We start from the raw sequence: 22,293 nt of genomic DNA on the forward strand, positions 1-22,293 counted from the left end.
GAGGAAAAGTATGGGCTCAATTTTCAGAAGTCTAAAGAAAAGCAAAAAATCTAAAAAGGCAATAACTGGTGTCCTTGCATTATCTCTTATTACATCAATCGGTATTCCACAAGTAGCGGCAAATGAAAACTTAGGGTATGTAGATCCAAGCACGAGTAAAAACCCTGGGCAGTCAGGGACCAACGTGGAGACATATCGTGTGTTAGCTAACAGTGTAAACGGTCAACCAGAAATCGAAGCAGCGAAAAAAGGCGTTCTTACAATTGAGAAGAAACAGTTTAAAGACTTAAATGGTAACAAGAAATTAGACTTGTATGAGGATTGGAGAAAACCTGTGCATCAGCGGGTAGCTGATCTAGTATCCAAGATGACACTTGCTGAAAAAGCAGGGTTAATGCTCATCAACACACATACTCCAATTGCAGATCCTAAGGACGGAAAGTATGTTAAATCAGATGACCCACTAATTGTTGGAAAGAATATGCGATACGTCATCTTCCGTCAAACTCCTACTGTAGATGTAATCGCAAAATATACAAACCAGCTACAAGAATTAGGGGAATCTTCCAGATTAGGAATCCCAGTTGTAGTTACTTCAAACCCGAGAAATCATGCTTCCACGGACTATACAAATATTGCTGCAAGTGAAGGACAACATTCATTTTGGCCAGGGCCATTAGGGTTTGCAGCAGCTGGTGACACAAATGCAGTGAACGAGTTTTCAGAAATAGCGGCAAAAGAATGGAGAGCTGCAGGAATTCGTAAAGTTTACGGATATACTGCGGATATCGCTACCGATCCGCTTTGGGCGAGAATTGAAGATACATTTGGTGAAAATCCAATCGTAGCTTCCAATATGATTTATAACGTGATCAAAGGATTTCAAGGTGAAAAGCTTGGTACAGAAAGTGTTGCCATCACGGTAAAACATTTTCCAGGAGGCGGGGCACGTGATAACGGGTTAGATCCTCACTTTGTTGAAGGAAAATTTAATCCATATCCAACGGAAGGAAGTTTACTGAAGTATCATATTCCTCCGTTTGCTGCCGCTATAAAAGCCAATGTTTCGTCCATCATGCCTTATTACGCGTATCCGACTAATGATAGTGCTGATCAAGGATTAACATGGTACAGCAAAGACCAGCAATTTGAAGAAGTTGGCTTTGCTTTAAACGATTCGATTTTAAATGGTCTTTTACGTGGGAAGCTTGGCTTCAAAGGATATGTAAACTCTGATACGGGTGCTGTGGGAGAAAATGCTTGGGGGGCAGAGGATCTAACACCGGAACAAAAAGTTGCTAAAGCAATCAATGCCGGAACCGATATTATTTCGGGATCATCTGAACCACAGTTAATTATCGATGCGGTTAAAAAAGGCATACTATCGGAAAAAACAGTGAACGAATCGATTACATTATTGCTGACAGAAATGATGAACTTAGGTCTATTTGAAGACCCATATGTAGATGCACAGCATGCACTAGATGTCGTGGCAAATCCAAAAGCACAAGAACTAGCATATGAAGCACATCTTAAGTCACTAGTTCTTTTACGTAATGATCAAAATCTATTGCCTTTAGAGGATACAACATTAAAAGAGGTAAAACTGTATGTGGAGATGTTCCCTGGAGGTAAAGATGGAGCAGGAACAAAAGGATTAATAGACACAATTAAAAAGCATGATCCTTCTATTACAATTACAAATAAACTAGAAGAGGCTACACATGCCTATATCTATGTGAAACCTGTTCAATCGAACTGGGATAATAATCCACGTATTACAGTAGGTCCTGAAACGGGAATTACAAATGTCGATCGAATTGTTACTATACAAAAAACAGTTCCAACTATTACGGCAGTAAACATGACGAATCCATGGGTACTGGATGAAATAGAACCAAATGCGGCAGCATTAATCGGCACTTTTGGTACGAAAGCAGAAGCGATTATGGATGTGATCCGCGGTAAATTTAATCCAACCGGAAAACTTCCATTTGCACTACCAGCAAGTATGGAAGCAGTAAACAATGAAGTCGGAGATGTTCCAAGCTACGCACCGGAAGAAGACGCTTCCTATTCTTATGTAAATAAATCTGGTGATGCGTATAAGTATGGATTTGGTCTTTCTTATAATCATGGAAAAGCTAAAAAGAAATAAGGGATGTTAGAAAAATCGGCAGGAAGTGACAAATTAACTTCTTGCCGGTTTTATTATTTTCACTACAAATAGGGCAACATTGTTATATCTCAATTTTTTAAGCATTATATTGCATTTAAATTAGGGTAGTAGACATCTAAATATTTTATATAATAATTTTCTGTTTTTGGATGAAGGTAATTTTTGTTGAGTTTAGCCACAGTGATTTATATATAGACGAACGTATGTATGGTATAATGAGAGGGTAATAGATAGGTAACTCAAGGGTGGTTGGCTCACTCCCATAAGAAAGGGGGTGATGCCGGTGTCAGTATTCGAAGCATTGATGTTCGCAGTAGCATTTGCAACATTAGTCATAGTGATTCTGTCATTTAACCAAAAAAAATAACCCATCCTTGAGTTAGAGCTCAGATGGGTTAATCCTATCAACCAGCCAAAATCCCCTTGAGGGAACCGCTATTATAATTGACCGTTTGATGCTGTAACATCAGACGGTCTTTTTTATTTTATTCGAATCTTACTTCTAGTATACATGTGAAATATTGGCTTTTCAAGTGTTGACAATTATTCAAATTCAGCCCCTATGTGAGAATAAATTAGAAAATGATTCTAAATCGTCTTCAATTGATATGTATTATTAAATCTTAGAATAGTGTAGAATTATTTCTATTACAGGGACGATTTTTTCTGTTAGAAATACCGATGATACAACTTAGGAATGAAACTGCAAAAGTTATCTCAGATAAATAATAAGTTATTATTGAAAGGAATTATATTATTTTATGAATAGATTAGAAAATGACAAGGAAGCTACAAAATCCATATCCAAAGTTTGGCTTGTGCTTCTATTAGGTTCACTCACTGCATTCGGGCCATTATCGATGGATATGTATCTGCCGGCATTACCGATTGTTGCTGTTGACTTAGAAACGACTACATCTCTGGCACAATTAAGTATTACCGCTTGTTTGTTAGGACTTGCAGTTGGTCAGCTCATATTTGGCCCCTTAAGTGATATTCGGGGAAGACGTAGACCGCTTGTGTATACACTTATTGTTTACGTAATTGCCTCTGTACTATGTGCCCTTAGTACGCATATTTGGGTCTTTATTGTTTTGCGTTTTGTGCAAGGGGTGACAGGCGCGGCAGGAATCGTTATTGCCCGTGCCTCAGCTCGAGATTTGTATTCGGGTAAAGATTTAACGAAATTTATCGCATTGCTAGCACTTGTAAATGGTGCTGCACCAATTCTAGCACCGATTGCCGGTGGGATAGTATTAAACTTTACCTCATGGAATGCTGTGTTTATTATTTTAGGAATTATAGGGTTGGTTATGTTTTTAGGTGTACTGCTTTTTCTACCGGAGACATTACCTAGAGAAAAGAGATCGGAAGGTAGTATGTTGGCGGTTGTTAAGACATTTCGGATTTTATGGAAGGATCGTCTCTTTATGGGGATTGCATGTACACAAGCACTTATTATGGCGAGTATGTTTGCGTATATCGCAGGGTCACCGTTTGTCTTGCAAAACATCTACAATGTAACTCCGCAACAATTTTCTATGTTGTTTGCATTGAACGGAATTGGGATTATAATCGCAGCGCAAGTAACGGGAAGACTATCAAACACCATCGGGGAAGTAAGATTACTTTTCAGTGGCGTCCTTTTATCATTTATAGGCAGTCTTTTGCTATTGGTAGTGATAATTTATAAATTGCCTTTGTTCTTTATGGCTCTTGCTTTATTCTTAGTCGTATCCAGTGTGGGTATGGTTTCGACTTCTGCATTTTCACTAGGGATGCAAAGACAGGGTAAATCGGCAGGTAGTGCTTCGGCGTTCCTTGGTTTACTTCCTTTCATCGGTGGAGCGACTGTTTCTCCGCTCGTTGGAATAGCAGGTGATCAAACAGCTTGGCCGATGGGTATGATTATTGTTTGTTGTAGTGGTATTGCCTTGGTGATTTTTATTTTATTTGTGAGAAAAGAGAATTAAATGTGAAAAGAGAATCCTACTAAAAAGCCGACAAGTTAACTTTTTAGTAGGATTTTGTGTCGATTAATGAATAATATAATAGTATTATTTTTTAATTGTGTTAACCTATTAACTGATGAATAATATTACGAAATAAACGTTTTCTTAGAAATGGAGATTATGATAATGGTTACCACAGAGTTTCGTATGGAAAAAGATTTTTTAGGGGAAAAAGAAATTCCGAAAGATGCTTATTATGGTGTTCAAACTATGAGAGCAGTCGAAAACTTTCCGATTACGGGATATCGAATTCACCCAGAACTTATAAAATCTTTAGGTATTGTGAAAAAAGCTGCAGCATTAGCAAATATGGAAGTTGGTATGTTGGAGAAGGAAATTGGACAATCGATTATTCAAGCGTGTGATGAAGTCATTGCTGGAAAATGGAATGGCCAATTTATAGTCGATCCTATTCAAGGTGGCGCTGGAACATCTATTAATATGAATGCAAACGAAGTCATAGCTAATCGTGCGCTTGAGTTAATGGGAGAAGAAAAAGGGAATTATATACTCATTAGCCCAAATAGTCATATTAATATGTCTCAATCTACAAATGATGCCTTTCCAACGGCTACACATATTGCAGTGTTGTGCTTAATGGATCAATTACTCGAAGCTACTAAGACAATGCAAAAAGCATTTGTTTCCAAAGCAAAAGAATTTGAAGGTATTATTAAAATGGGGCGTACTCATCTTCAAGATGCGGTGCCAATCTTACTGAGTCAAGAATTTGAATCATATAGTCGTGTTATTTCACGTGACATTGATCGTATTTCACTTTCCAGACAACACTTATATGACATCAATATGGGTGCAACTGCCGTTGGTACAGGATTAAATGCGGATCCCTTATATATCGAATTAGTCGTACGAAATCTTAGTGAAATTAGTGGCTTACCATTAAAATGTGCCGAACATTTAGTGGACGCTACTCAAAATACAGATTGTTATACCGAAGTATCTGCAAATTTAAAAGTTTGTATGATTAATATGTCAAAAATCGCAAATGACTTACGCTTAATGGCTTCTGGACCGCGTGATGGTTTATTTGAAATCCAATTACCTGCTCGTCAACCAGGGTCATCGATCATGCCTGGAAAAGTAAATCCGGTAATGGCGGAAGTCGTGAACCAAGTAGCTTTCCAAGTTATGGGGAATGATTTAACTATTTCGGCAGCTTCTGAAGCTGGCCAATTTGAACTAAATGTCATGGAACCGGTTTTATTTTATAATTTAATCCAATCCATTTCGATCATGAATAATGTATTTACAACATTTACTGAAAAATGTTTAGTAGGCATTACGGCGAATAAAGAACGATTAAGAGAATACGTTGAAAAAAGTGTAGGAATTATCACTGCAGTAAATCCTCATATCGGATACGAACTTGCAGCTCAAATTGCAAAAGAAGCTATCGCTACCGGAGCTTCTGTACGTGAACTGTGTTTACAATCCGGCGTTTTAACAGCAGAACAATTAGATATAATATTAGATCCATTTGAAATGACCCATCCTGGTATCGCCGGTGGTAGAGCTCTTGTAAAGAGTTAAATATAAAAATCCTATTCAATAATTTTTCTTGAATAGGATTTTTTTATTTGTTTATATTAAGGAACTCGGTATGGAAATGGTTGCGCTTCTATTATTCATCAGTTCAACTGCTTCTTCTTCGGTATCTACTTCTAAAATAACGACATTGTTAAGATGATGACTAGCCTCAGGATCTACAGTTTACTTCTATTATATATATCCTGTTTAATAATTAAGTAATTCTTTATCTCGAAATTTAAATAAAATAGATTTGCTCTGATTTCAAACTCTTCCCTTGTCTTCGGTAATTCTGTTTCACGAATTGATTCTTCGTATTCCTCTAATAGCTCTAACGCGATGGTGGTATCTCCTGAATCCACATGTTCACTGATGTACTGAAAGATATTCGCAAGCATTCCTTTTTGTTTGACATCTAACTCTGATGAGGAAACAATGCTTAAGGTGTCGACCATCTGTTTTAGGATTTCCAGTTGATCCTCTCGCATTTCGAGATAGTAATAATCTTTGTTTTCTTTTCTTAACAGATGGTTTTCTACATCTTGAATAGTAATATTTTTAGCTTGATTAAGAATATTTTCTACTTCGACTAACTCTTTTCTGTCCCACTTTTGCTCATTATCTTTTAAAAGAATAGAGAATTGGTACAGAATAACGCTGAATTTATTTTCGATTTCCGTTTTATATTTTTCAATTTCTTTCTTAAAGCTTGGCATAATACTGTTTACAAGTACGGCGATTCCTATACCAATGAAAATTATATAGAGTTCATTCAATAAGTTTTCTAGGTTGGCTTCCCTTACTGTATAAATATGTAAAATGATAACTATGCTTGTAACTAAACCTTCCTGAATACGTACCTTCATAAGGATTGGGACAAACAATAGGATAAATAGAGTTAAGACAATGGGGTGATATCCTAATACTTCAAAAAATATGGAACCAAGAATTAACGATAACAAAGATGCGAAAAACTTTTTCTGGATAGAATGTAATGTCTTTCTCTTTGTCTTCTCAATACACATGATAACGATTATGGCGGCAAATGATCCAAACTCCAAGTCGAATAAACTCGTAAGCCAAATTGCTAACCCTGCTCCTATTGCCGTTTTAATTGTCCGATATCCCATTCCTATCATATGCATCATCCTATTTTTTCTATATTTTATTATTACCAGTAGATATTAATTCTAACAGAAATTCATGGGAAGTTGGAAGTAATGGGTCAGGTAGTAAAAATGCTCCTCTTTTTGCCTTCGTCAGCTTCTCCATTATTAAAACGAATAAGACTCCGCGATTCACTTAATAAGAGAATAAAAGATATGATTGTGGAAGACATTTCGGAAAATATAGATTATAAATTCTGTCCAAATTTAATGTTATATTAAGAAAAAAATATTTTATATGATAGAGGAGCGGTTATGAAAAAGAAATGGATTCTACGCTGGTCTTTTTTTATTTTTGGATTGATAGTGTTAGCATTTGGCATCTCTTTAACAATTGAAGGAAAGTATTTAGGGATTGGACCATGGGATGTTTTTCATTATGGTCTATTCAGTAAATTTGGCTTTACTATTGGAACTTGGTCGATAATAAGTGGATTTTTACTTTTGATAATCAGTTCGATTTTCAATAAGGCATGGCCAAAAATAGGGGCTTTTCTGAATATGTTGTTTCTAGGGTTATTTATTGATCTTTTTAATTTTATTTTACCTAGCATTGATAGTTTAGCAGGAGCAACAATTGCCTTTATCATAGGTGTTGTTCTGATTGGATATGGTATCGGATTATATGTTTCTGCTGATTTTGGAGAAGGTCCTAGAGACAGCTTTATGTTTTTAATCATTGAAAGAACGGGTTGGAGTATTCCGTTAGTTAGAAATGGAATGGAAATACTCGTTTTTCTGCTTGGTTGGATGTTAGGCGGGCCTGTTGGAATAGGAACAGTGATAATTGCATTTGGATTAGGTCCAATTTTAGGATTCTCTATTCCTCAATGTAAAAAACTGATGGCATATTTTCTTGGTGAAAAGGATCGACTGTTAACGCATATGTAGACAACTAAAAATAAATAAAATCGATGTATAGGGATCCCATCATGGGGTCCCTTTCACTTTCACATTAATCAAATGTGTATGATAGGTGTAATACAAAGAGTGTCAGGCGCCATTAAAGGTGCCTGACACTCTTTTGTTTAATCCGGGAGTAATTGGGTATTTACCATATATAAGTTAGCTACTTAGTTAGCAATAGTATTGTAGAAATAAATAAGAGTGAAAGGGATTGATAGCCAGCATGTGGTTAAATAAAAAGTTAATATTGGTTTTTGGTTTGATCGTGGTCTGCTTTTTATCAGCTTGTGCTGAGAAGGAGAAGCTTGCCGATGGATCCAAACTAATACATAATGATCAATTTGTTTTTGCTGCTTCTGGGGAGTTTAAGCCATTTAGTTATATGAATGATGATCTCACCATGTCAGGCTTTGATGTGGAAGTTGGCGAAGCCATTGCAAAAGAAATGGGTCTTAAGCCGGTTCAGAAGCGAATTAAATTTAAAGGGATTGTAGAAGGGGTAAAAACAGGACGTGCGGATGCGGCTGTTGCTAGCCACACGATTAATCCGCAGCGGAGCAAACATGTTTCCTTCACGACTCCTTACTATTATTCGGGACCACAAATTTTCACCAGACCGGATAGTGATATTAAGACTGTAGAAGATTTAGCAGGAAAAGAAGTAGCTGTAGCAAAAGGTTCGACTTATGCCGATACTGCGGCTAAGTATACAGACGATATAAAGACATATGACAGTGATATTACAGCTTTACAAGCGTTAAACACCGGACGTCACGATGCGGTAATTACAGATTTTGTTACCGGAAAAAATGCTGCAAAAGAAGGGTTTGAGATTAAAGGACAGCAGTTAATTGAGCGTAGTGAACAAGCGATCGTGCTGCCCCAGGATAACCCACAACTATTGAAGCGAATAAACGAAACGCTGGAGAAACTCCGAGAAAATGGAACACTAACTGAGATTAGCATTAAATATTTTGGTGAGGACATTACCAAAAAACCGGAATAATCCATCACTATGGAAAGAAAGGAAGTAGCTACATTGCCAAGTTTTTCACATTTTTTACAAACACTCATAGAAACCAAAAGTGTATTCCTAAAAGCTATGCTTTTAACAATAGAGCTGACGGTCGTTTCTATCTTAATCGGGATCGTTATCGGACTTTTCTTTGCTTTATTAAAGATCTCTAAAATAAAAGTCTTAGAATTCATTTCAGATGCATATGTCTATTTAGTCCGTGGGACACCTCTGATTGTTCAAATATTTATCCTTTACTTCGGAATTAGTGGGATTTTCCTTCTCCCTGATTTCTGGGCCGCATCCTTAGCCTTGGCGTTACATAATGGAGCATATATTTCGGAAATCCTTCGAGGATCGATTCAGGCCGTCGACAAAGGACAGATGGAGGCAGGCCGCTCGTTGGGGATGACAAAAGTACTGACATTAAGAAGAATTATTCTTCCGCAGGCATTCCGCCGAGCGCTGCCGCCTTTAGGCAACCAATTTATCATCGGTTTAAAAGATTCTTCGTTAGCCGCATTTATCTCCATGAATGAGCTTTTCAATGTTGCGACAACACTAGGATCCAATAATTTTGACGAAATGACCTATTTACTCATTGTAGCAATCTACTATTTAGTACTAGTGGCGTTGTTGACATTCGTAGTGAACCGATTTGAATCGAAATTAGCAGTAAGTGACAGATAGGAGATGAAATCATTGGACACAAAAGAAATGATTAAAATAAATCAATTGAATAAATCATTTGGAGACTTGCATGTATTAAAAGGGATCGATATGACCGTTTATGAGAGCGATGTTGTTTGTTTAATTGGAGCGAGTGGCTCGGGGAAAAGTACGCTCCTTCGCTGTTTAAACTTTTTAGAAAAAAAGGATAACGGCGACATTATCATTAAAGGAAAAGAAGTCGACCCAAGTACCGATAACCTCAACAAGATTAGGGAAAAGGTTGGGATGGTGTTTCAGCACTTCAACTTATTCCCCCACAAAACTGTTTTGGAAAATATTATTGAAGCTCCTATCATGGTAAAGGGTGTCAATAAAGAGGAGGCTATCTCCAAAGCAAAACAATTACTGACTAAAGTAGGCTTGGAGGATAAGCTAGATGTTTATCCTAATAAACTATCCGGTGGGCAAAAGCAACGGGTGGCGATTGCTAGAGCACTTGCGATGGAGCCTGAAATTATGCTATTTGATGAGCCAACATCGGCACTCGATCCCGAGCTTGTGGGAGAGGTTTTAGCAACCATGAAAGAATTGGCTGAAGAAGGAATGACAATGGTTGTTGTTACCCATGAAATGGATTTTGCTAAAGAAGTAGCAGATTGGATTGTATATATGCACGATGGAAAAATTGTGGAACGCGGCAACCCCGAGCAATTTTTCAGCAATCCGAAAGAAGAGCGAACACAGGAGTTTTTAAAGATTACCGTTTTGAAATAAATGTATGAGGTCCTGCCTATAGGTTTAGGCAGGACCTCGTGTTTTGATTAATTTATGCCTGCACAATCGTGACTTTTTTCAGTGTGGATATGTCCTTACAATGTGTTGGGAATAGTATGCGTCAGAACGTATGTGTGGTATAGTGAGAGGATAATAGATAGGTAACTCAAGGGTGGTTGGCTCACTCCTGTAAGAAAGGGGGTGGTGCCGGTGTCAGTATTCGAAGCATTGGTGTTCGCAATAGCTTTGCAACATTAGTCGTGGTGATTCTGTCATTTAACCAAAAAAAATAACCCATCCTTGAGTTAGCGCTCAGATGGGTTAATCCTATCAACCAGCCAATCCCCTTGAGGGAACCGCTATTATAATTGACCGTTTGATGCTGTAACATCAAGCAGTCTTTTTTATTTATTCAAATCTTACTTTTAGTATACAAGTGAAATATTGATTTTTCAAATGCTTACAACTATTTCAACTCAGTGCTAGAAACAACCCGGACTCCATTCTAATAGTTTTGAATTTTGCCTAATGCACGAAAGCATTACTAAGGTGGAAAGGAATTCCTATAACAATGACGAATACTTATAATTAGAAAGGAGAAAAAGACGGCAGGGAACAAAAGGTATCTTTCTACCTAAGACAAATTAGACTTTATGGATAGAATAAGGTCCTTTTTATGCCTTTCCAGTAACTTGTGGAATAAAATTTTCATTTGCCAGGCTGGTAAATACAACTTCTCATGTTCTATCTAAAGAAGATGAATAGGTAGAATGGCTCTTTTCGGCTGATGAGATGATAGGTGGAATATTCTATGAAAATTATCAAGGTGGCTCTGGATTAATGTCTGGTGTTGTTTTTAAAAACCTGCAGATGCATCAGTGGGCTAAATTCGTTAATAATTCAAGCAATGATACTGGTAACTAGTAAAAGTATTTAAACCTCCATGTGTTATGACTCTTTAAGCCATAACAAATGGTTATAGTATGTAATAAAACAATTGCATTGTTTAAAATAATGAAAATACAATACAATTGTTATTAAGCTTAAATCTTAGTTTTGAAGTTTTTAAATTAGTTGGTTTCAATGATTCTAGTTAAGGGGGTAGAGAAGTGATTAAGAAGAGAGTGCTCATGTTGGATAAAGTTTCAGAAAAGATGGAAGTATTATGTCGCAAATACTTAAGTAAGGATGCTGAAATATTCTTTTGTAATAACGACATTAGTCGAGAAAATCATCTCACTTCTTCAGAAGTATTGGTGACGTTTACAAACGGGGTTTCGGCCTCGTGGATTAGGAAAGCTGAAAAATGTGTCTTTATCCAAAAGCTGGGCGCTGGTGTAAATAATATTGATATTGAGGAAGCAAGCCAAAAAAAAATCATGGTTGCCAATACAACTGGATTAAATGCAACATCGGTTGCTGAGCATTCAGTAATGTTGATGGTCTCATCTTTAAAACATTTAGTGACCGCCCATAATAATATTGTTAATGACGACAGGTGGCTTAAAACTGACTTAAGAGATCAGTCGTATGAGTTATCATATAAAAAAGTAGGTTTAATTGGTTTTGGAAATATAGGAAAAGAAGTTAGAAGATTATTAAAAGGTTATGAATGTAAGGTGTTTTATTTTGACGCTATTCGCCTATCAGAAGAAATGGAAAATAAACTGGATATAACTTATATGGAACTTGAACAACTGATTCAGGAATCCGATGTAGTTTCTCTTCATGTCCCATTAACGAACGATACACATCATTTAATAAATGAAGAGCGCTTGAGAAGAATGAAGAAAACTGCTGTAATTGTCAACACTTGCCGTGGTGGTGTAATAGATGAAACTGCTCTTTACGAAGTATTAAAATCAGGTCATCTTACAGGAGCAGGTTTAGATGTGTTTGAAACAGAACCAATAACTAAAAGAAATAAGCTTGCAAATTTACCAAATGTAATCATGACACCTCATATCGGCGGTGGAACTAATGAGGCTATGGAAGCAGTTTTGAAAAGTGCTTTCGAAAATATTAACAGCATATTAACAACCGGAAAGGTTGCAAATATTAATTCAGTTGTCAATCTCAAAGAAATGCAAAGTTATTTAGCATAAATATTTTACAATTAAATGATATTGACTTCTATTTTCGCCCATTAGAAAAGTAATTTTGTAAGCGTTCACAAAGCATCCACAATAGTGTAGTTGATGAATTTTATAGATAACTATGCACCTTTTTAAGTCTGAATATTCAAATTAATAAAAAGGAGTGTTAGAGATGAAAAGAAAACGTGTGTTATTTTCACTAATTGGGTCATTGTTCCTGACCAGCTTACTTACAGCATGTAGTCAAGAAGAACAAAAAGTTGAGGCAAAGTTAAGTAGTGATTATCCTAACAAAACGATTACTATGATAGTGCCATTCGCAGCTGGTGGTTCAGGTGATATTATGTCACGAGAAGTTGCAAGGATATCTGAAGAATTTTTTGGACAGAAAGTTGTTATTGAGAACAAAGAAGGCGGAAGTGGAGCGATCGCACTTAATGACGCTATTAATAGGAAAGCAGATGGGTATACAATTCTTAATCATTCTTCTACTTTACCCTTAACAATGGCGTCAGGGCAAATTCCATTTAAACCGGAAGATATTGAACCACTTGCAACAATGGTATCCAACTATCAAATACTTGCAGTACCAGTAGACAGCGCTTTTAAAACTTATGAGGATTTCGTAGCATTTGCGAAAGAAAATCCGAGGAAATTGAATATTGCGTCTTCTCAAACTAATGGGACTAACCATTTACTAGCATTGAAATTAATGAGTGAATCTGAAATAGATTTTAACTATGTTGGTTATGACGGTGGAGGTGAGGCTTTAGTAAGGATTCTTGGAGGGAACGCTGATGCAATTGTGGCTTCAGGAGAAGTTGTTCAGCAACAAGTAGAATCGGGTGAACTTCGTCTTTTGGGTGTTAGCAGTTCGGAACGTGTTCCTCTTCATCCCGATGTTCCGACTTTTAAGGAAATGGGCTTAACGAGTATTGATGATGAATTAATCTGGCGAGGTTATTTTGTGAAGCCAGGTACGCCTCCTCAAATAAAAGAGAAAATAATTGAAGTATTAAAGAAAGTAAGCGAAACTCCTGAATTTAAAGATTATGCAACTAAAACCAACCAAGATATCTATTTTAAATCTGGAGAGGAACTTGAAACAATCATAAACGATTATTATGAAGATGGTCAAAAATTATTGGGAGATTCTAAATGAAAAAATAAAATTCCCCCCAAATAAAAGGGGGGGAATCTAATCACTCTATGTTTTACTTTTTCAAGATTGGAGGATAAAAAATGAGTTATAAAATTGCGACTTATATAACATTGTTTCTTATAGTTATTTTAGCAGTAGTGTTTTTTTTCACTGCTATGGAATTTTCATCACTTCAACCGAATGAGCCGATTAATCCTGCAACATTTCCTCAAATAATAAGTGTTTTATTAATAATAATGAGCATCATTAGCTTTTTCACTACTCTAAGACAAAAAGATATAAAAGTGGAGTTAGTCAACTTCAGATATATAGTTTATACGATAATTGGACTTTTTTTGTTTGTTATATTGTGGGAACTGCTAGGCTATTTTTATATACTTATGCTTATTCTTTTTGCAATACTATTTTATATTTATGATGATAGTAAACAAGTTAAAAGAAAGTTATTAAGTTCAATTATACTAGCAGGAATTGTATCTACAATTATTTACTTATTATTTGCTGATCTATTAGGCGTTATATTTTAGGTGGTAGGGAGAGGACAATATGGATATATTCGGATTTGATATTAGTGCTCTTTTCTCATGGGGGGCATTGTTAGCTATTATTCTAGGAACTATATATGGTCTTTTTATTGGGGCATTGCCAGGACTCGGTGCAACGGTAGGTATTGCATTGATACTTCCCTTCACATACACGATGGAACCATTATCCGCTATTTTGTTACTGGTGGCAGTTTATCAAGCTTGTGAATATGGGGGATCAATTACATCTATTGTATTAGGTATTCCCGGAAATCCTGCAGCAACTGCAACGATTCTAGACGGATTGCCTATGGCAAGAGCCGGTAAACCAGGAAAGGCATTGGGGTACTCATTATATGCTTCAACATTCGGGGGACTGGTTGGAGCAATAATGTTAATGACGCTTACAATTCCATTAGCTAGTATCGCAATTAAATTTGGTGATCCAGAGTTTTTCTTACTTGGGACATTAGGAATTATTCTTGTTGCTGGTTTGAGCAGTAAAGATATACCGAAAAGTATTATCTCTGTTTTACTTGGACTATTACTTGGAACTATTGGACTTGATGGGTTTACGGGTTCGGCAAGATTTACATTTGGCAATCTTAACTTACTGGAAGGTATATCTATGGTTGCTTTACTTGTAGGAATATTCGCGGTTTCTGAAGTATTATTAATGATCGGAGAGTTGCATAAGCGCTATGTGACAGAAACCAAAAATCTTAAAACATCCCTAACTTGGAAAGAGTTTAAATATGTTGGTAAAAATACAATAACCGGTTCACTCATTGGTTCATTTGTAGGAGTACTTCCAGGTTTAGGTGCTGGTCCGGCTTCATGGTTTGCTTATACTCAAGCAAAAAGAACTTCAAAAAATCCACAAGATTATGGCAAAGGGGAACCGAATGGTATTGCAGCTCCAGAAGCTTCCAATAATGCAGCGGTGGGAGGGGCATTAGTTCCACTTTTAACTTTAGGTATTCCAGGTTCTCCGGCGACAGCGGTTATTTTGGGAGCATTCTTTATTCAGGGTATACAACCGGGACCTAAAGTGTTTTCTACTGATCCAGAACTAGTTTACGGAATATTTTGGGGTTTTCTAATTGCAACACTTGCGATGTATTTTTTTGGTAAATATACTACATCTCTATGGGCGAGAATGCTGATACTGCCTAATAAAAAACTTGTACCTATTATTCTGATTATTGCGTTAGTTGGTGTTTACGCTTCAGCTATGCATACATTTGATGTTTGGGTAGCAATAATTGCAGGCATCATTGCTTTCCTTCTAAACAAATTGGATTTCTCTTTACCATCGTTTATTTTAGCATTTATTTTAGGACCAATAATTGAGATAAGTCTACGTCGAACTTTATCATTATCCGATGGAAGCCTATCGATATTTTTCACAAGAGGATATAGTCTTGCTATATTAGGAATAATGGCTATTTTGATTATTACTATGATAATTGCTAATAAAAAACAGAAACAAATGGAGTTAAAAACTAATGATGTACAATAGATTATTTTTGAGAATAAAAGTATAAAGAATCAATCAGATTATAACAGGATATATATTCGTTGAATAATTTTAACTCATAACTGCATTTGTTTTGTATTTTAAGAAATTCCTAAGGTTTCATATTGGATAATAAATATTAATTATTATTGAGAGAGTAGGATTCTGAATGGAGAAAGAGTACTTGATAATAAACAACGACTATATATCCATAGGAACAAAGCTTCTTATGGAAGTAGGAGTACCTGAAGAGCACGCTGAAATTACTATGTTAAGTTTATTGGATGCAGATCAAAAAGGAGTTTACACTCACGGTTTTTTTCGGTTATCAACTTACCTAAAGCAAATAGCAAGAGGGAATATTAATCCTAAACCTGTTATCGAAATTAAACAAAAAGGTACGAATATACGTTTGGTTGATGGGAATGGCGGATTAGGGAGTGTCGTCAGTTATTATGCAATGAAAGAAGCAATTGAAATTAGTCGTGAAAGAGGAGTGGGAGTTGTTGGTGTAAAAGGAAGTAATCACTTCGGGACAGCAGCTTACTATGCAGAAATGGCAGCTGCCAAAGGAAAAATAGGAATTGTCATGACGAACGCATCCCCAGCAATCGCACCGACCGGGGGGAAAAAGGTTGTTTTAGGAAATAACCCATGGTCCATTTCAGTTTGTTCCAATTTAGGATATCCAATTACATTGGATATGGCAAATAGTATAGCAAGAGGGAAAATTCGTCTTAAAGCGCTAACGGGAGAATCGATTCCTGTTGGATGGGCTTTGAATCGTGAGGGAGAACCTACAACAAACGCGAAAGAAGCGTTAGAGGGGATTATATTACCTATAGGTGATCATAAAGGCTACGGTATTGCCTTAATGATTGATCTTTTAGCAGGAGTTCTTACAGGTGCTCAATTTGGCATTCAAAATCCTGGTGTGGAAGAAAATGGTAAGCGGAATAATGGCCATCTATTCATATCCCTAAATATTGAGGCGTTTATGAGTATGGACGAGTTTAATAAAAGAACCGATGAGTTGATTGAAATGATTAGATCTGTTCCTAAAATCGATGAAAATAAAAGTATATTTTTACCCGGAGAAATAGAGTGGGAAAATAAACTCAGTCAAAAAAAAGGCACAACAAAAATACCAGAAAGAATTATTAAACAGATCGAGTTATTGTGCAAGGAAAGGAAAGTTTTATTTCCTATATTACAAGAGGTCAACTGAAATAAGGTATAAATTTGTGAAAATTCAATGGTTTTCATGAAGGTAGGTCTATTATGAAGCAATTGATTTTCTACTATCTATCTAACGTTTTTATTTTACTGCCTGTAGCAGCAGTACGTCCAATGATGTCCTTATTTGCAATCGAATTGGGTGCTTCAATGATAGAAATAGGAATCCTTACTGCTTGTTATTCACTCACGCCTTTATTTCTTGCAGTACCTGCTGGAAGATTCATTGATCAATTTGGAGAAAAAATACCATTACTTATTGGTTCATTAGGTATAACTTTTGCCTTAATCATACCCTTTTTTCTCCCACATTTACCATTCCTATTTTTATCGATATTGTTATTGGGAGGATCGCAATTTTTGGCATTTATTTCAATACAGAATGGAGTGATAAAAACAACGTTTATTGAAAAGAGAAATCAAGCGATAGCGATGGTCAGCTTATTTGGATCGGTTGGATTAATGCTTGGACCATTAATAGGTGGTTACTCAACAGAACATTTAGGATTTCAAAATTCATTTTTGTTCTATTGTATATTTTCAATTTTACTATTATTTTTAGTTTTGTTTGTTAAATCTGTGAATCGTGAAAATGTACACAAAAAGAATCAAACAAAACAAAAAGTTAATGATTTATTATCTATTCCAGGTATAAAACGTAATATCATCATAAGTATGTTAATTTTAGCATCCTTAGATATTTTTTATGTATATTATCCATTGTTTGCAAGTTCCAAAGGTTTGACACCTTCAGAAATAGGATGGATATTATCAATCCAATCTTTTGCGAGTGTAATTACTCGACTATATTTATCCAAAGTTGTTGAGAGGTTGGGAATAATAAAAACAATATTTATCTTTATGTTTAGTGGAGCAATTGCATATAGTTTAATCCCATTATTTGATTTTTTTATATTTGTTGCTGTTATGGCAGGTATTGTGGGATTTGGATTAGGCATTGTTCAGCCTTTAACAATAATGATTGCATATAATTTAGCACCATCTAATCGTACAGCAGAAGTTCTTGGGATTAGGTTAGCTGCAAATCGGTTATCGCAAGTGGTAATTCCATTGGTATTTTCAGTGATGAGTATATCAATAGGAGTGGGATCTATATTTGTAATTCAAGGGATCATTTTAGGAATTGGAGCAATATTCGCCAAGGGTATTAAGATAGAAGATAAGAATGAAGAATTAATAGCAGTATCAAAAACTTGAATTAAGGACTAAAACTAATTATTGAGGTGAAACAATGACTTTTGAATTAAAAAGAAATTCTGTGAAAGAAGCATTAATTAAAGATATAACTTCATTCGGTATTTATATAGCCACTCCATCAACGACTATAGTGGAACTAGCCGGTTTGGCTGGTTTTGATTGGATACGTTTAGATTGGGCTCATGCTCCTTTAGATTTGATATTGATTGAGAACTTAATACGTGCAGCAGAATGTCAAGAGCTAACACCCTTTATTAGACTGGATTTGAATGAGCAAAAGATTTCAAGCGTTTTGGAAATGGGAATTATGGGTGTTATCGTGCCAGATATTGAAAATGCAGAATCAGCAAAAAAAGTTGTTGATGCAGTGAAATTTTCACCAATTGGAAAAAGAGGTATGTTTTCCGCCCCTCGGAAATCTGGGTATGGTTTGGTAGGAGGAAGGGAATTTAAAGAATGGTCTAATAAAGAAGTAATGGTGGGAATTCAAATAGAAAGTCTGGAAGGAATCAGAAACATAGAAGAAATATTAAACGTACCTGGAATCGATGTAATATTAAGCGGACGGGGTGACTTATCTAATGCACTTGGGGTAGCTGGGCAGAAGAACCATCCATTGGTATTAGAAGCTGAGGAGAAGATATTCCGTTTAGCAAAGACTAAAGGAATCGCCATTTCTCCTCAATTGGATCCAACGAATCCCAACTTCAGTCAAGATGTACTAGAGTGGAAAGAAAAAGGTGCAAGGGTTATTTCTTTTGGGCATGATCTCACAATTATTAGAAAATCATTCGAAAAAGTAGTATCAGAAGTTAAATAATATGTTTGGTTGCAATTGATGATAGCTGTATATGGGATTCCCAATATTCTTGACGTATAAAAGTCGTTACAAGAAAATCTTGAAAACTCCTATAATCTGAAAAAATTACTAAACTAATTCCCCTGAATCAATGGTTTCTTCCATGAATGTAATGAATTTTTTGACAGGTGTTAATTCTAGCTCTTTATCCCGATAAATTATCCAAGTATCGCGAACTAACATTTGACCATTGGAATTATGAATGTTTTCTAAATGCAGATCTTTACGTTTTCCTACGCAGTAGCGTGGTAATATTCCATAACCTAAGCCTTGTGAAATCATTTCTATACAAGTTTGACTATTGTCAACTTCCATTGCTACTACAGGTGGAGTATCATAAATTTCATTCCACCAATTATCTAACTGACGTTTAAATAATGTATCTGTTTTGTATTCAATTCTGGGATATTTGTTCAATGAGTTAATGTCGATTTTATCCTTTGAAATAATACAAATATTTTCAGTGTCAATATGTCTTTTTGGTCCGGCCCAATTGAATTCTCCTCTTGCTATTGCCACCTGTAGTTTTTTTTCCTGAAATAATGTCACTATTTCAGAACTATAACCTGTGGTTATGTGTGTCTTAATATTGGGGAATCTCGCGGAGAACAATTTGATGAGTAAAGGAAGATTATTGTACGAAAAGTTTATTGATACTCCAATTTTCAGATTCCCTTCTACTGTGTTGCTAGCCATATTGACTATAATATCTTTTGTTTTTTGCAGAGTACTGAGCATTTCACCTGCATACTTAACCAAGTATTCTCCTTCTAATGTAAATTGAATCCCTTTTGAGCTTCTTGAAATTATTTTTACATTGAAGCTATTTTCAATTTGTTGAATGCGCTTAGTTAATGCTGGTTGGGAAATATACAAACTTTCTGAAGCTTTAGTAATACTACCTTTACTATACAGTTCTTTTAAGATAAGCCAATCTTTTTCATCCATAATTCATCCCATCCTTTTGTAGAAACTATCCCATCCTTTTGTAGAAACTACTAGTTATTTATCTAATAACAAATTAAATAATTTAGATATAGAAAATAGTTATTAGACGTAATAACACTTAGGTATTATTTAATAAATATTCAGTCATTTATAATTATATCAGTAATAAGACAATAAAAGTTAAAAAATATTTAAGAAAAGAGGAAAGTACATGAGTAGTACAGCTAATTTATGCGATAAGTATATTAATGAATTAAATGTGTCAAAAGCTGCATTAAAATCCTACGGTATGAAAAAAAAATTTTTTGGTCAAATCACTACTGTTAAAATAACTGAAAATAACAATGATATTTTCATGGCAACAATAGAGACTGCTGAACCTGGTTCCATTATTGTGTTAGATGGTGTCTTGAGTCAACCATGTGCATGGATGGGTGACAGGAAAGCGGGTATTGCGAAAGAACGTGGTATTACAGGTATAATCATTAATGGTTTTGTCCGTGATATAGAAGGTCTTGCTAAACTAGATATGGGTATTCTAGCTTTAGGTAGTCATCCTTGCCCAAGTCGCCACAGGGCAAATAAAGAAGCGATAGGAAAGAAAGACGTTGTTTTAAACTTTGGAGAAATAAACTGGACACCGGGACATTATGTGTATGTAGATCAAGATGGAGTCATTGTTTCTCCTCGTAATTTAGTAGAGTAATAAAATGGAAGTTCAATAAAAAAGAGTAATATAAAATAAATATTGAATAGATAGACAGTAAAAGTCGTTTGAGTTGAAGCACTGAAAATTATTTGTGTTTGAATAATGTTGATTGGGAGGTTTTATTTAGATGATATTAGGCGAAGCGATAGTACACAAATTAAAAGCTTCCGGAGTAGAAAGCGTATTTGGAATTCCAGGAGGTGGGAGTTCCAGTGATCTACTTTGTAACATGAGTGAGCAAGGATTAGATTTTATCCTGACTCAACATGAAACAACAGCCGCAATTATGGCTAGTATCGTAGGAGAAGTAAAAGGAATACCTGGAATTTGTGTTACGGACCTTGGACCGGGTGCTTTATCGATGGCCCCGGGATTAGCATATGCTTTTCTTGATAGAGCCCCATTGATTACTCTATCCGATCGTTATAATAATGAAAATGTCGATTATGCTTTACGCCAAAAAGTTTCGCATATTGATTCTTTTAAACCAATTACTAAATTGGCAACTACTCTTTCAACAACAAATTGGAACTCTATGTTAAATCGTGGATTTAAATTAACAACTACTCCTAATTATGGTCCGGTGCATTTTGATGTTCCAAATGATATTGTTGGCAAAGAAGTGGGTGAAGATGTCCAACCTGGAATAATAAATTCATATCAATTAAATCCAGATGAGAGGTTTTTAAAAAGGGCTGTAAAGGCAATCGAAGAAGCTAAATATCCTATTATTATAGCAGGGTTAGGTATCAATTTCGGGACTGGCAATCAATTTTCTCTTCTTGAAAGATTGATAACGAAATGGAACATTCCAATTTTTAAAACTGGAAAAGCTAAGGGTGCAGTCTCAGATGAACACGATCTTTCTTTTGGTCTTTTCATGGGCGGTAAATTGGAAGAGTCTGCTATGAATAAGTGTGATTTAATCATTGCAATTGGTCTTGATCCAGTTGAATTACTACCTAAAAAATGGAGCTATACAAATACTATTGTATCGTTTAGTGAAGCACCAAACAACGAAGAAATGTATTATGCGGAGATAGAAGTAGTAGGGAGTATTGAAAATTCTCTTGAATTTGTTCATTCGCTAATGAAAGAGAGCAGTAGTCAGTGGAAAAAAGAAGAGATAAGTATATATAGGCAACAGGTTATTGAAAAGATTGATTATCTTGTTGATGGATTATCTACAAATAGAGTCATCCAAATTGCACAGGAAGAATTGCCTGCAAACACATTAATGACAACGGATGTGGGTGCAAGTAAATTATTAGTGACACAACTATGGAATTCAGTAGTACCAAGAAGCTTCTTCATGACAAATGGTCTAGCGACAATGGGATTCGCACTACCTTCAGCCATGGCGCTTCAGCACCTATTTCCAAATAAGACAGTTGCTTCTTTAACAGGTGATGGTGGATTTATGATGAGACTTCCTGATATCGCTACTGCTGTACAGAATAAATGGCCAATTATTAACATTATTTTTTCAGACCAACGACTTAGCTTGATGGATGTTAAGCAAATGAGCAAAGGATATGAAAAAACTGCTGGAAATGGATTTATTGCCCCTAATTATGTTGCCTTCGCAAAAAGTTTCGGGGCAAATGGGTGGAGTGTTAATACAGAAGAAGAGTTAAGATGTGCTATAAAAGAAGCTTTGCAATCAACTAACCATATGCCAAATATTATCGAGGCTAAAATTGATGCCTCCTCTTATCAAAATCAATTTGCTGCTATTCGTGAGTTGTAA

The 22,293-nt window shown here is 35.7% G+C and carries 18 protein-coding genes; 16 read left to right on the plus strand and 2 right to left on the minus strand.

The window, feature by feature from the left end; all coding sequences use genetic code 11:
* Positions 1-10: 10 nt before the first annotated feature.
* From ACIP9W_RS08640 to aspA, 3 genes are all read left to right on the plus strand, one after another.
* Positions 11-2,158, plus strand: a complete 2,148-nt coding sequence (locus ACIP9W_RS08640) for a glycoside hydrolase family 3 protein (protein WP_400788243.1) — start codon at positions 11-13, stop codon at positions 2,156-2,158.
* Between the two features lie 782 nt (positions 2,159-2,940).
* Positions 2,941-4,152 (plus strand): multidrug effflux MFS transporter, encoded by a 1,212-nt coding sequence (locus tag ACIP9W_RS08645; RefSeq protein ID WP_400788244.1) that lies wholly within the window; start codon positions 2,941-2,943, stop codon positions 4,150-4,152.
* 165 nt (positions 4,153-4,317) lie between these two features.
* Positions 4,318-5,742 carry an aspartate ammonia-lyase gene (gene aspA / locus ACIP9W_RS08650; RefSeq protein ID WP_400788246.1) on the plus strand — a complete coding sequence of 475 codons (1,425 nt, stop codon included), beginning with the start codon at positions 4,318-4,320 and terminating at the stop codon, positions 5,740-5,742.
* Between the two features lie 173 nt (positions 5,743-5,915).
* Here aspA and ACIP9W_RS08655 read toward each other — a convergent pair whose 3' ends face one another.
* Complete coding sequence (locus tag ACIP9W_RS08655) at positions 5,916-6,878, minus strand: aromatic acid exporter family protein (protein WP_400788248.1); 963 nt, start codon at positions 6,876-6,878, stop codon at positions 5,916-5,918.
* Between the two features lie 282 nt (positions 6,879-7,160).
* Here ACIP9W_RS08655 and ACIP9W_RS08660 point away from each other — a divergent pair, with 282 nt between their 5' ends.
* The 11 genes from ACIP9W_RS08660 (at position 7,161) to ACIP9W_RS08710 (ending at position 18,847) form a co-directional block, all read left to right on the plus strand.
* On the plus strand, positions 7,161-7,796 hold the full coding sequence (locus ACIP9W_RS08660) for a YczE/YyaS/YitT family protein (protein ID WP_400788250.1): 636 nt from the start codon (positions 7,161-7,163) through the stop codon (positions 7,794-7,796).
* Between the two features lie 238 nt (positions 7,797-8,034).
* Complete coding sequence (locus tag ACIP9W_RS08665) at positions 8,035-8,817, plus strand: transporter substrate-binding domain-containing protein (protein WP_400788752.1); 783 nt, start codon at positions 8,035-8,037, stop codon at positions 8,815-8,817.
* 33 nt (positions 8,818-8,850) lie between these two features.
* The gene (locus ACIP9W_RS08670) at positions 8,851-9,516 is read left to right on the plus strand and encodes an amino acid ABC transporter permease (RefSeq protein ID WP_400788251.1); all 666 of its coding nucleotides are present in this window, start codon (positions 8,851-8,853) and stop codon (positions 9,514-9,516) included.
* Between the two features lie 3 nt (positions 9,517-9,519).
* Positions 9,520-10,272 (plus strand): amino acid ABC transporter ATP-binding protein, encoded by a 753-nt coding sequence (locus ACIP9W_RS08675; RefSeq protein ID WP_400788253.1) that lies wholly within the window; start codon positions 9,520-9,522, stop codon positions 10,270-10,272.
* Positions 10,273-11,381: 1,109 nt separating this feature from the next.
* Positions 11,382-12,377: a 2-hydroxyacid dehydrogenase gene (locus ACIP9W_RS08680; RefSeq protein ID WP_400788255.1), complete on the plus strand. Its 996-nt coding sequence runs from the start codon at positions 11,382-11,384 to the stop codon at positions 12,375-12,377.
* A gap of 163 nt (positions 12,378-12,540) precedes the next feature.
* Complete coding sequence (locus ACIP9W_RS08685; protein WP_400788257.1) at positions 12,541-13,530, plus strand: Bug family tripartite tricarboxylate transporter substrate binding protein; 990 nt, start codon at positions 12,541-12,543, stop codon at positions 13,528-13,530.
* An 80-nt stretch (positions 13,531-13,610) separates the two neighbouring features.
* Complete coding sequence (locus ACIP9W_RS08690; RefSeq protein WP_400788259.1) at positions 13,611-14,057, plus strand: tripartite tricarboxylate transporter TctB family protein; 447 nt, start codon at positions 13,611-13,613, stop codon at positions 14,055-14,057.
* Between the two features lie 19 nt (positions 14,058-14,076).
* Positions 14,077-15,576, plus strand: coding sequence for a tripartite tricarboxylate transporter permease (locus ACIP9W_RS08695; protein ID WP_400788261.1), 1,500 nt, complete (start codon positions 14,077-14,079; stop codon positions 15,574-15,576).
* Between the two features lie 166 nt (positions 15,577-15,742).
* Positions 15,743-16,801, plus strand: a complete 1,059-nt coding sequence (locus ACIP9W_RS08700) for an Ldh family oxidoreductase (protein WP_400788263.1) — start codon at positions 15,743-15,745, stop codon at positions 16,799-16,801.
* Positions 16,802-16,854: 53 nt separating this feature from the next.
* Positions 16,855-18,027 (plus strand): MFS transporter, encoded by a 1,173-nt coding sequence (locus ACIP9W_RS08705; protein WP_400788265.1) that lies wholly within the window; start codon positions 16,855-16,857, stop codon positions 18,025-18,027.
* A 34-nt stretch (positions 18,028-18,061) separates the two neighbouring features.
* The gene (locus ACIP9W_RS08710; RefSeq protein ID WP_400788267.1) at positions 18,062-18,847 is read left to right on the plus strand and encodes an HpcH/HpaI aldolase family protein; all 786 of its coding nucleotides are present in this window, start codon (positions 18,062-18,064) and stop codon (positions 18,845-18,847) included.
* A gap of 108 nt (positions 18,848-18,955) precedes the next feature.
* Here ACIP9W_RS08710 and ACIP9W_RS08715 read toward each other — a convergent pair whose 3' ends face one another.
* Complete coding sequence (locus ACIP9W_RS08715; protein WP_400788269.1) at positions 18,956-19,834, minus strand: LysR family transcriptional regulator; 879 nt, start codon at positions 19,832-19,834, stop codon at positions 18,956-18,958.
* A gap of 211 nt (positions 19,835-20,045) precedes the next feature.
* Between ACIP9W_RS08715 and rraA the strand changes: the two genes are divergently transcribed.
* Together rraA and ACIP9W_RS08725 are read left to right on the plus strand one after the other, a co-directional pair.
* Positions 20,046-20,540: a ribonuclease E activity regulator RraA gene (rraA, locus tag ACIP9W_RS08720; RefSeq protein WP_400788271.1), complete on the plus strand. Its 495-nt coding sequence runs from the start codon at positions 20,046-20,048 to the stop codon at positions 20,538-20,540.
* 130 nt (positions 20,541-20,670) lie between these two features.
* Positions 20,671-22,293 (plus strand): thiamine pyrophosphate-binding protein, encoded by a 1,623-nt coding sequence (locus ACIP9W_RS08725; protein WP_400788273.1) that lies wholly within the window; start codon positions 20,671-20,673, stop codon positions 22,291-22,293.

Origin of the sequence: Psychrobacillus sp. NPDC093180 (assembly GCF_044754065.1) — a bacterium.
Taxonomy (GTDB): domain Bacteria; phylum Bacillota; class Bacilli; order Bacillales_A; family Planococcaceae; genus Psychrobacillus.

Excerpts from the sequence above, each read along its gene's own strand:
- ACIP9W_RS08640 (WP_400788243.1), top strand. The coding sequence starts at position 11 with ATGGGCTCAATTTTCAGAAGTCTAAAGAAAAGCAAAAAATCTAAAAAG.
- ACIP9W_RS08645 (WP_400788244.1), top strand. The coding sequence starts at position 2,941 with ATGAATAGATTAGAAAATGACAAGGAAGCTACAAAATCCATATCCAAA.
- aspA (WP_400788246.1), top strand. The coding sequence starts at position 4,318 with ATGGTTACCACAGAGTTTCGTATGGAAAAAGATTTTTTAGGGGAAAAA.
- ACIP9W_RS08655 (WP_400788248.1), bottom strand. The coding sequence starts at position 6,878 with ATGATAGGAATGGGATATCGGACAATTAAAACGGCAATAGGAGCAGGG.
- ACIP9W_RS08660 (WP_400788250.1), top strand. The coding sequence starts at position 7,161 with ATGAAAAAGAAATGGATTCTACGCTGGTCTTTTTTTATTTTTGGATTG.
- ACIP9W_RS08665 (WP_400788752.1), top strand. The coding sequence starts at position 8,035 with ATGTGGTTAAATAAAAAGTTAATATTGGTTTTTGGTTTGATCGTGGTC.
- ACIP9W_RS08675 (WP_400788253.1), top strand. The coding sequence starts at position 9,520 with ATGAAATCATTGGACACAAAAGAAATGATTAAAATAAATCAATTGAAT.
- ACIP9W_RS08685 (WP_400788257.1), top strand. The coding sequence starts at position 12,541 with ATGAAAAGAAAACGTGTGTTATTTTCACTAATTGGGTCATTGTTCCTG.
- ACIP9W_RS08690 (WP_400788259.1), top strand. The coding sequence starts at position 13,611 with ATGAGTTATAAAATTGCGACTTATATAACATTGTTTCTTATAGTTATT.
- ACIP9W_RS08695 (WP_400788261.1), top strand. The coding sequence starts at position 14,077 with ATGGATATATTCGGATTTGATATTAGTGCTCTTTTCTCATGGGGGGCA.
- ACIP9W_RS08700 (WP_400788263.1), top strand. The coding sequence starts at position 15,743 with ATGGAGAAAGAGTACTTGATAATAAACAACGACTATATATCCATAGGA.
- ACIP9W_RS08705 (WP_400788265.1), top strand. The coding sequence starts at position 16,855 with ATGAAGCAATTGATTTTCTACTATCTATCTAACGTTTTTATTTTACTG.
- ACIP9W_RS08710 (WP_400788267.1), top strand. The coding sequence starts at position 18,062 with ATGACTTTTGAATTAAAAAGAAATTCTGTGAAAGAAGCATTAATTAAA.
- ACIP9W_RS08715 (WP_400788269.1), bottom strand. The coding sequence starts at position 19,834 with ATGGATGAAAAAGATTGGCTTATCTTAAAAGAACTGTATAGTAAAGGT.
- rraA (WP_400788271.1), top strand. The coding sequence starts at position 20,046 with ATGAGTAGTACAGCTAATTTATGCGATAAGTATATTAATGAATTAAAT.
- ACIP9W_RS08725 (WP_400788273.1), top strand. The coding sequence starts at position 20,671 with ATGATATTAGGCGAAGCGATAGTACACAAATTAAAAGCTTCCGGAGTA.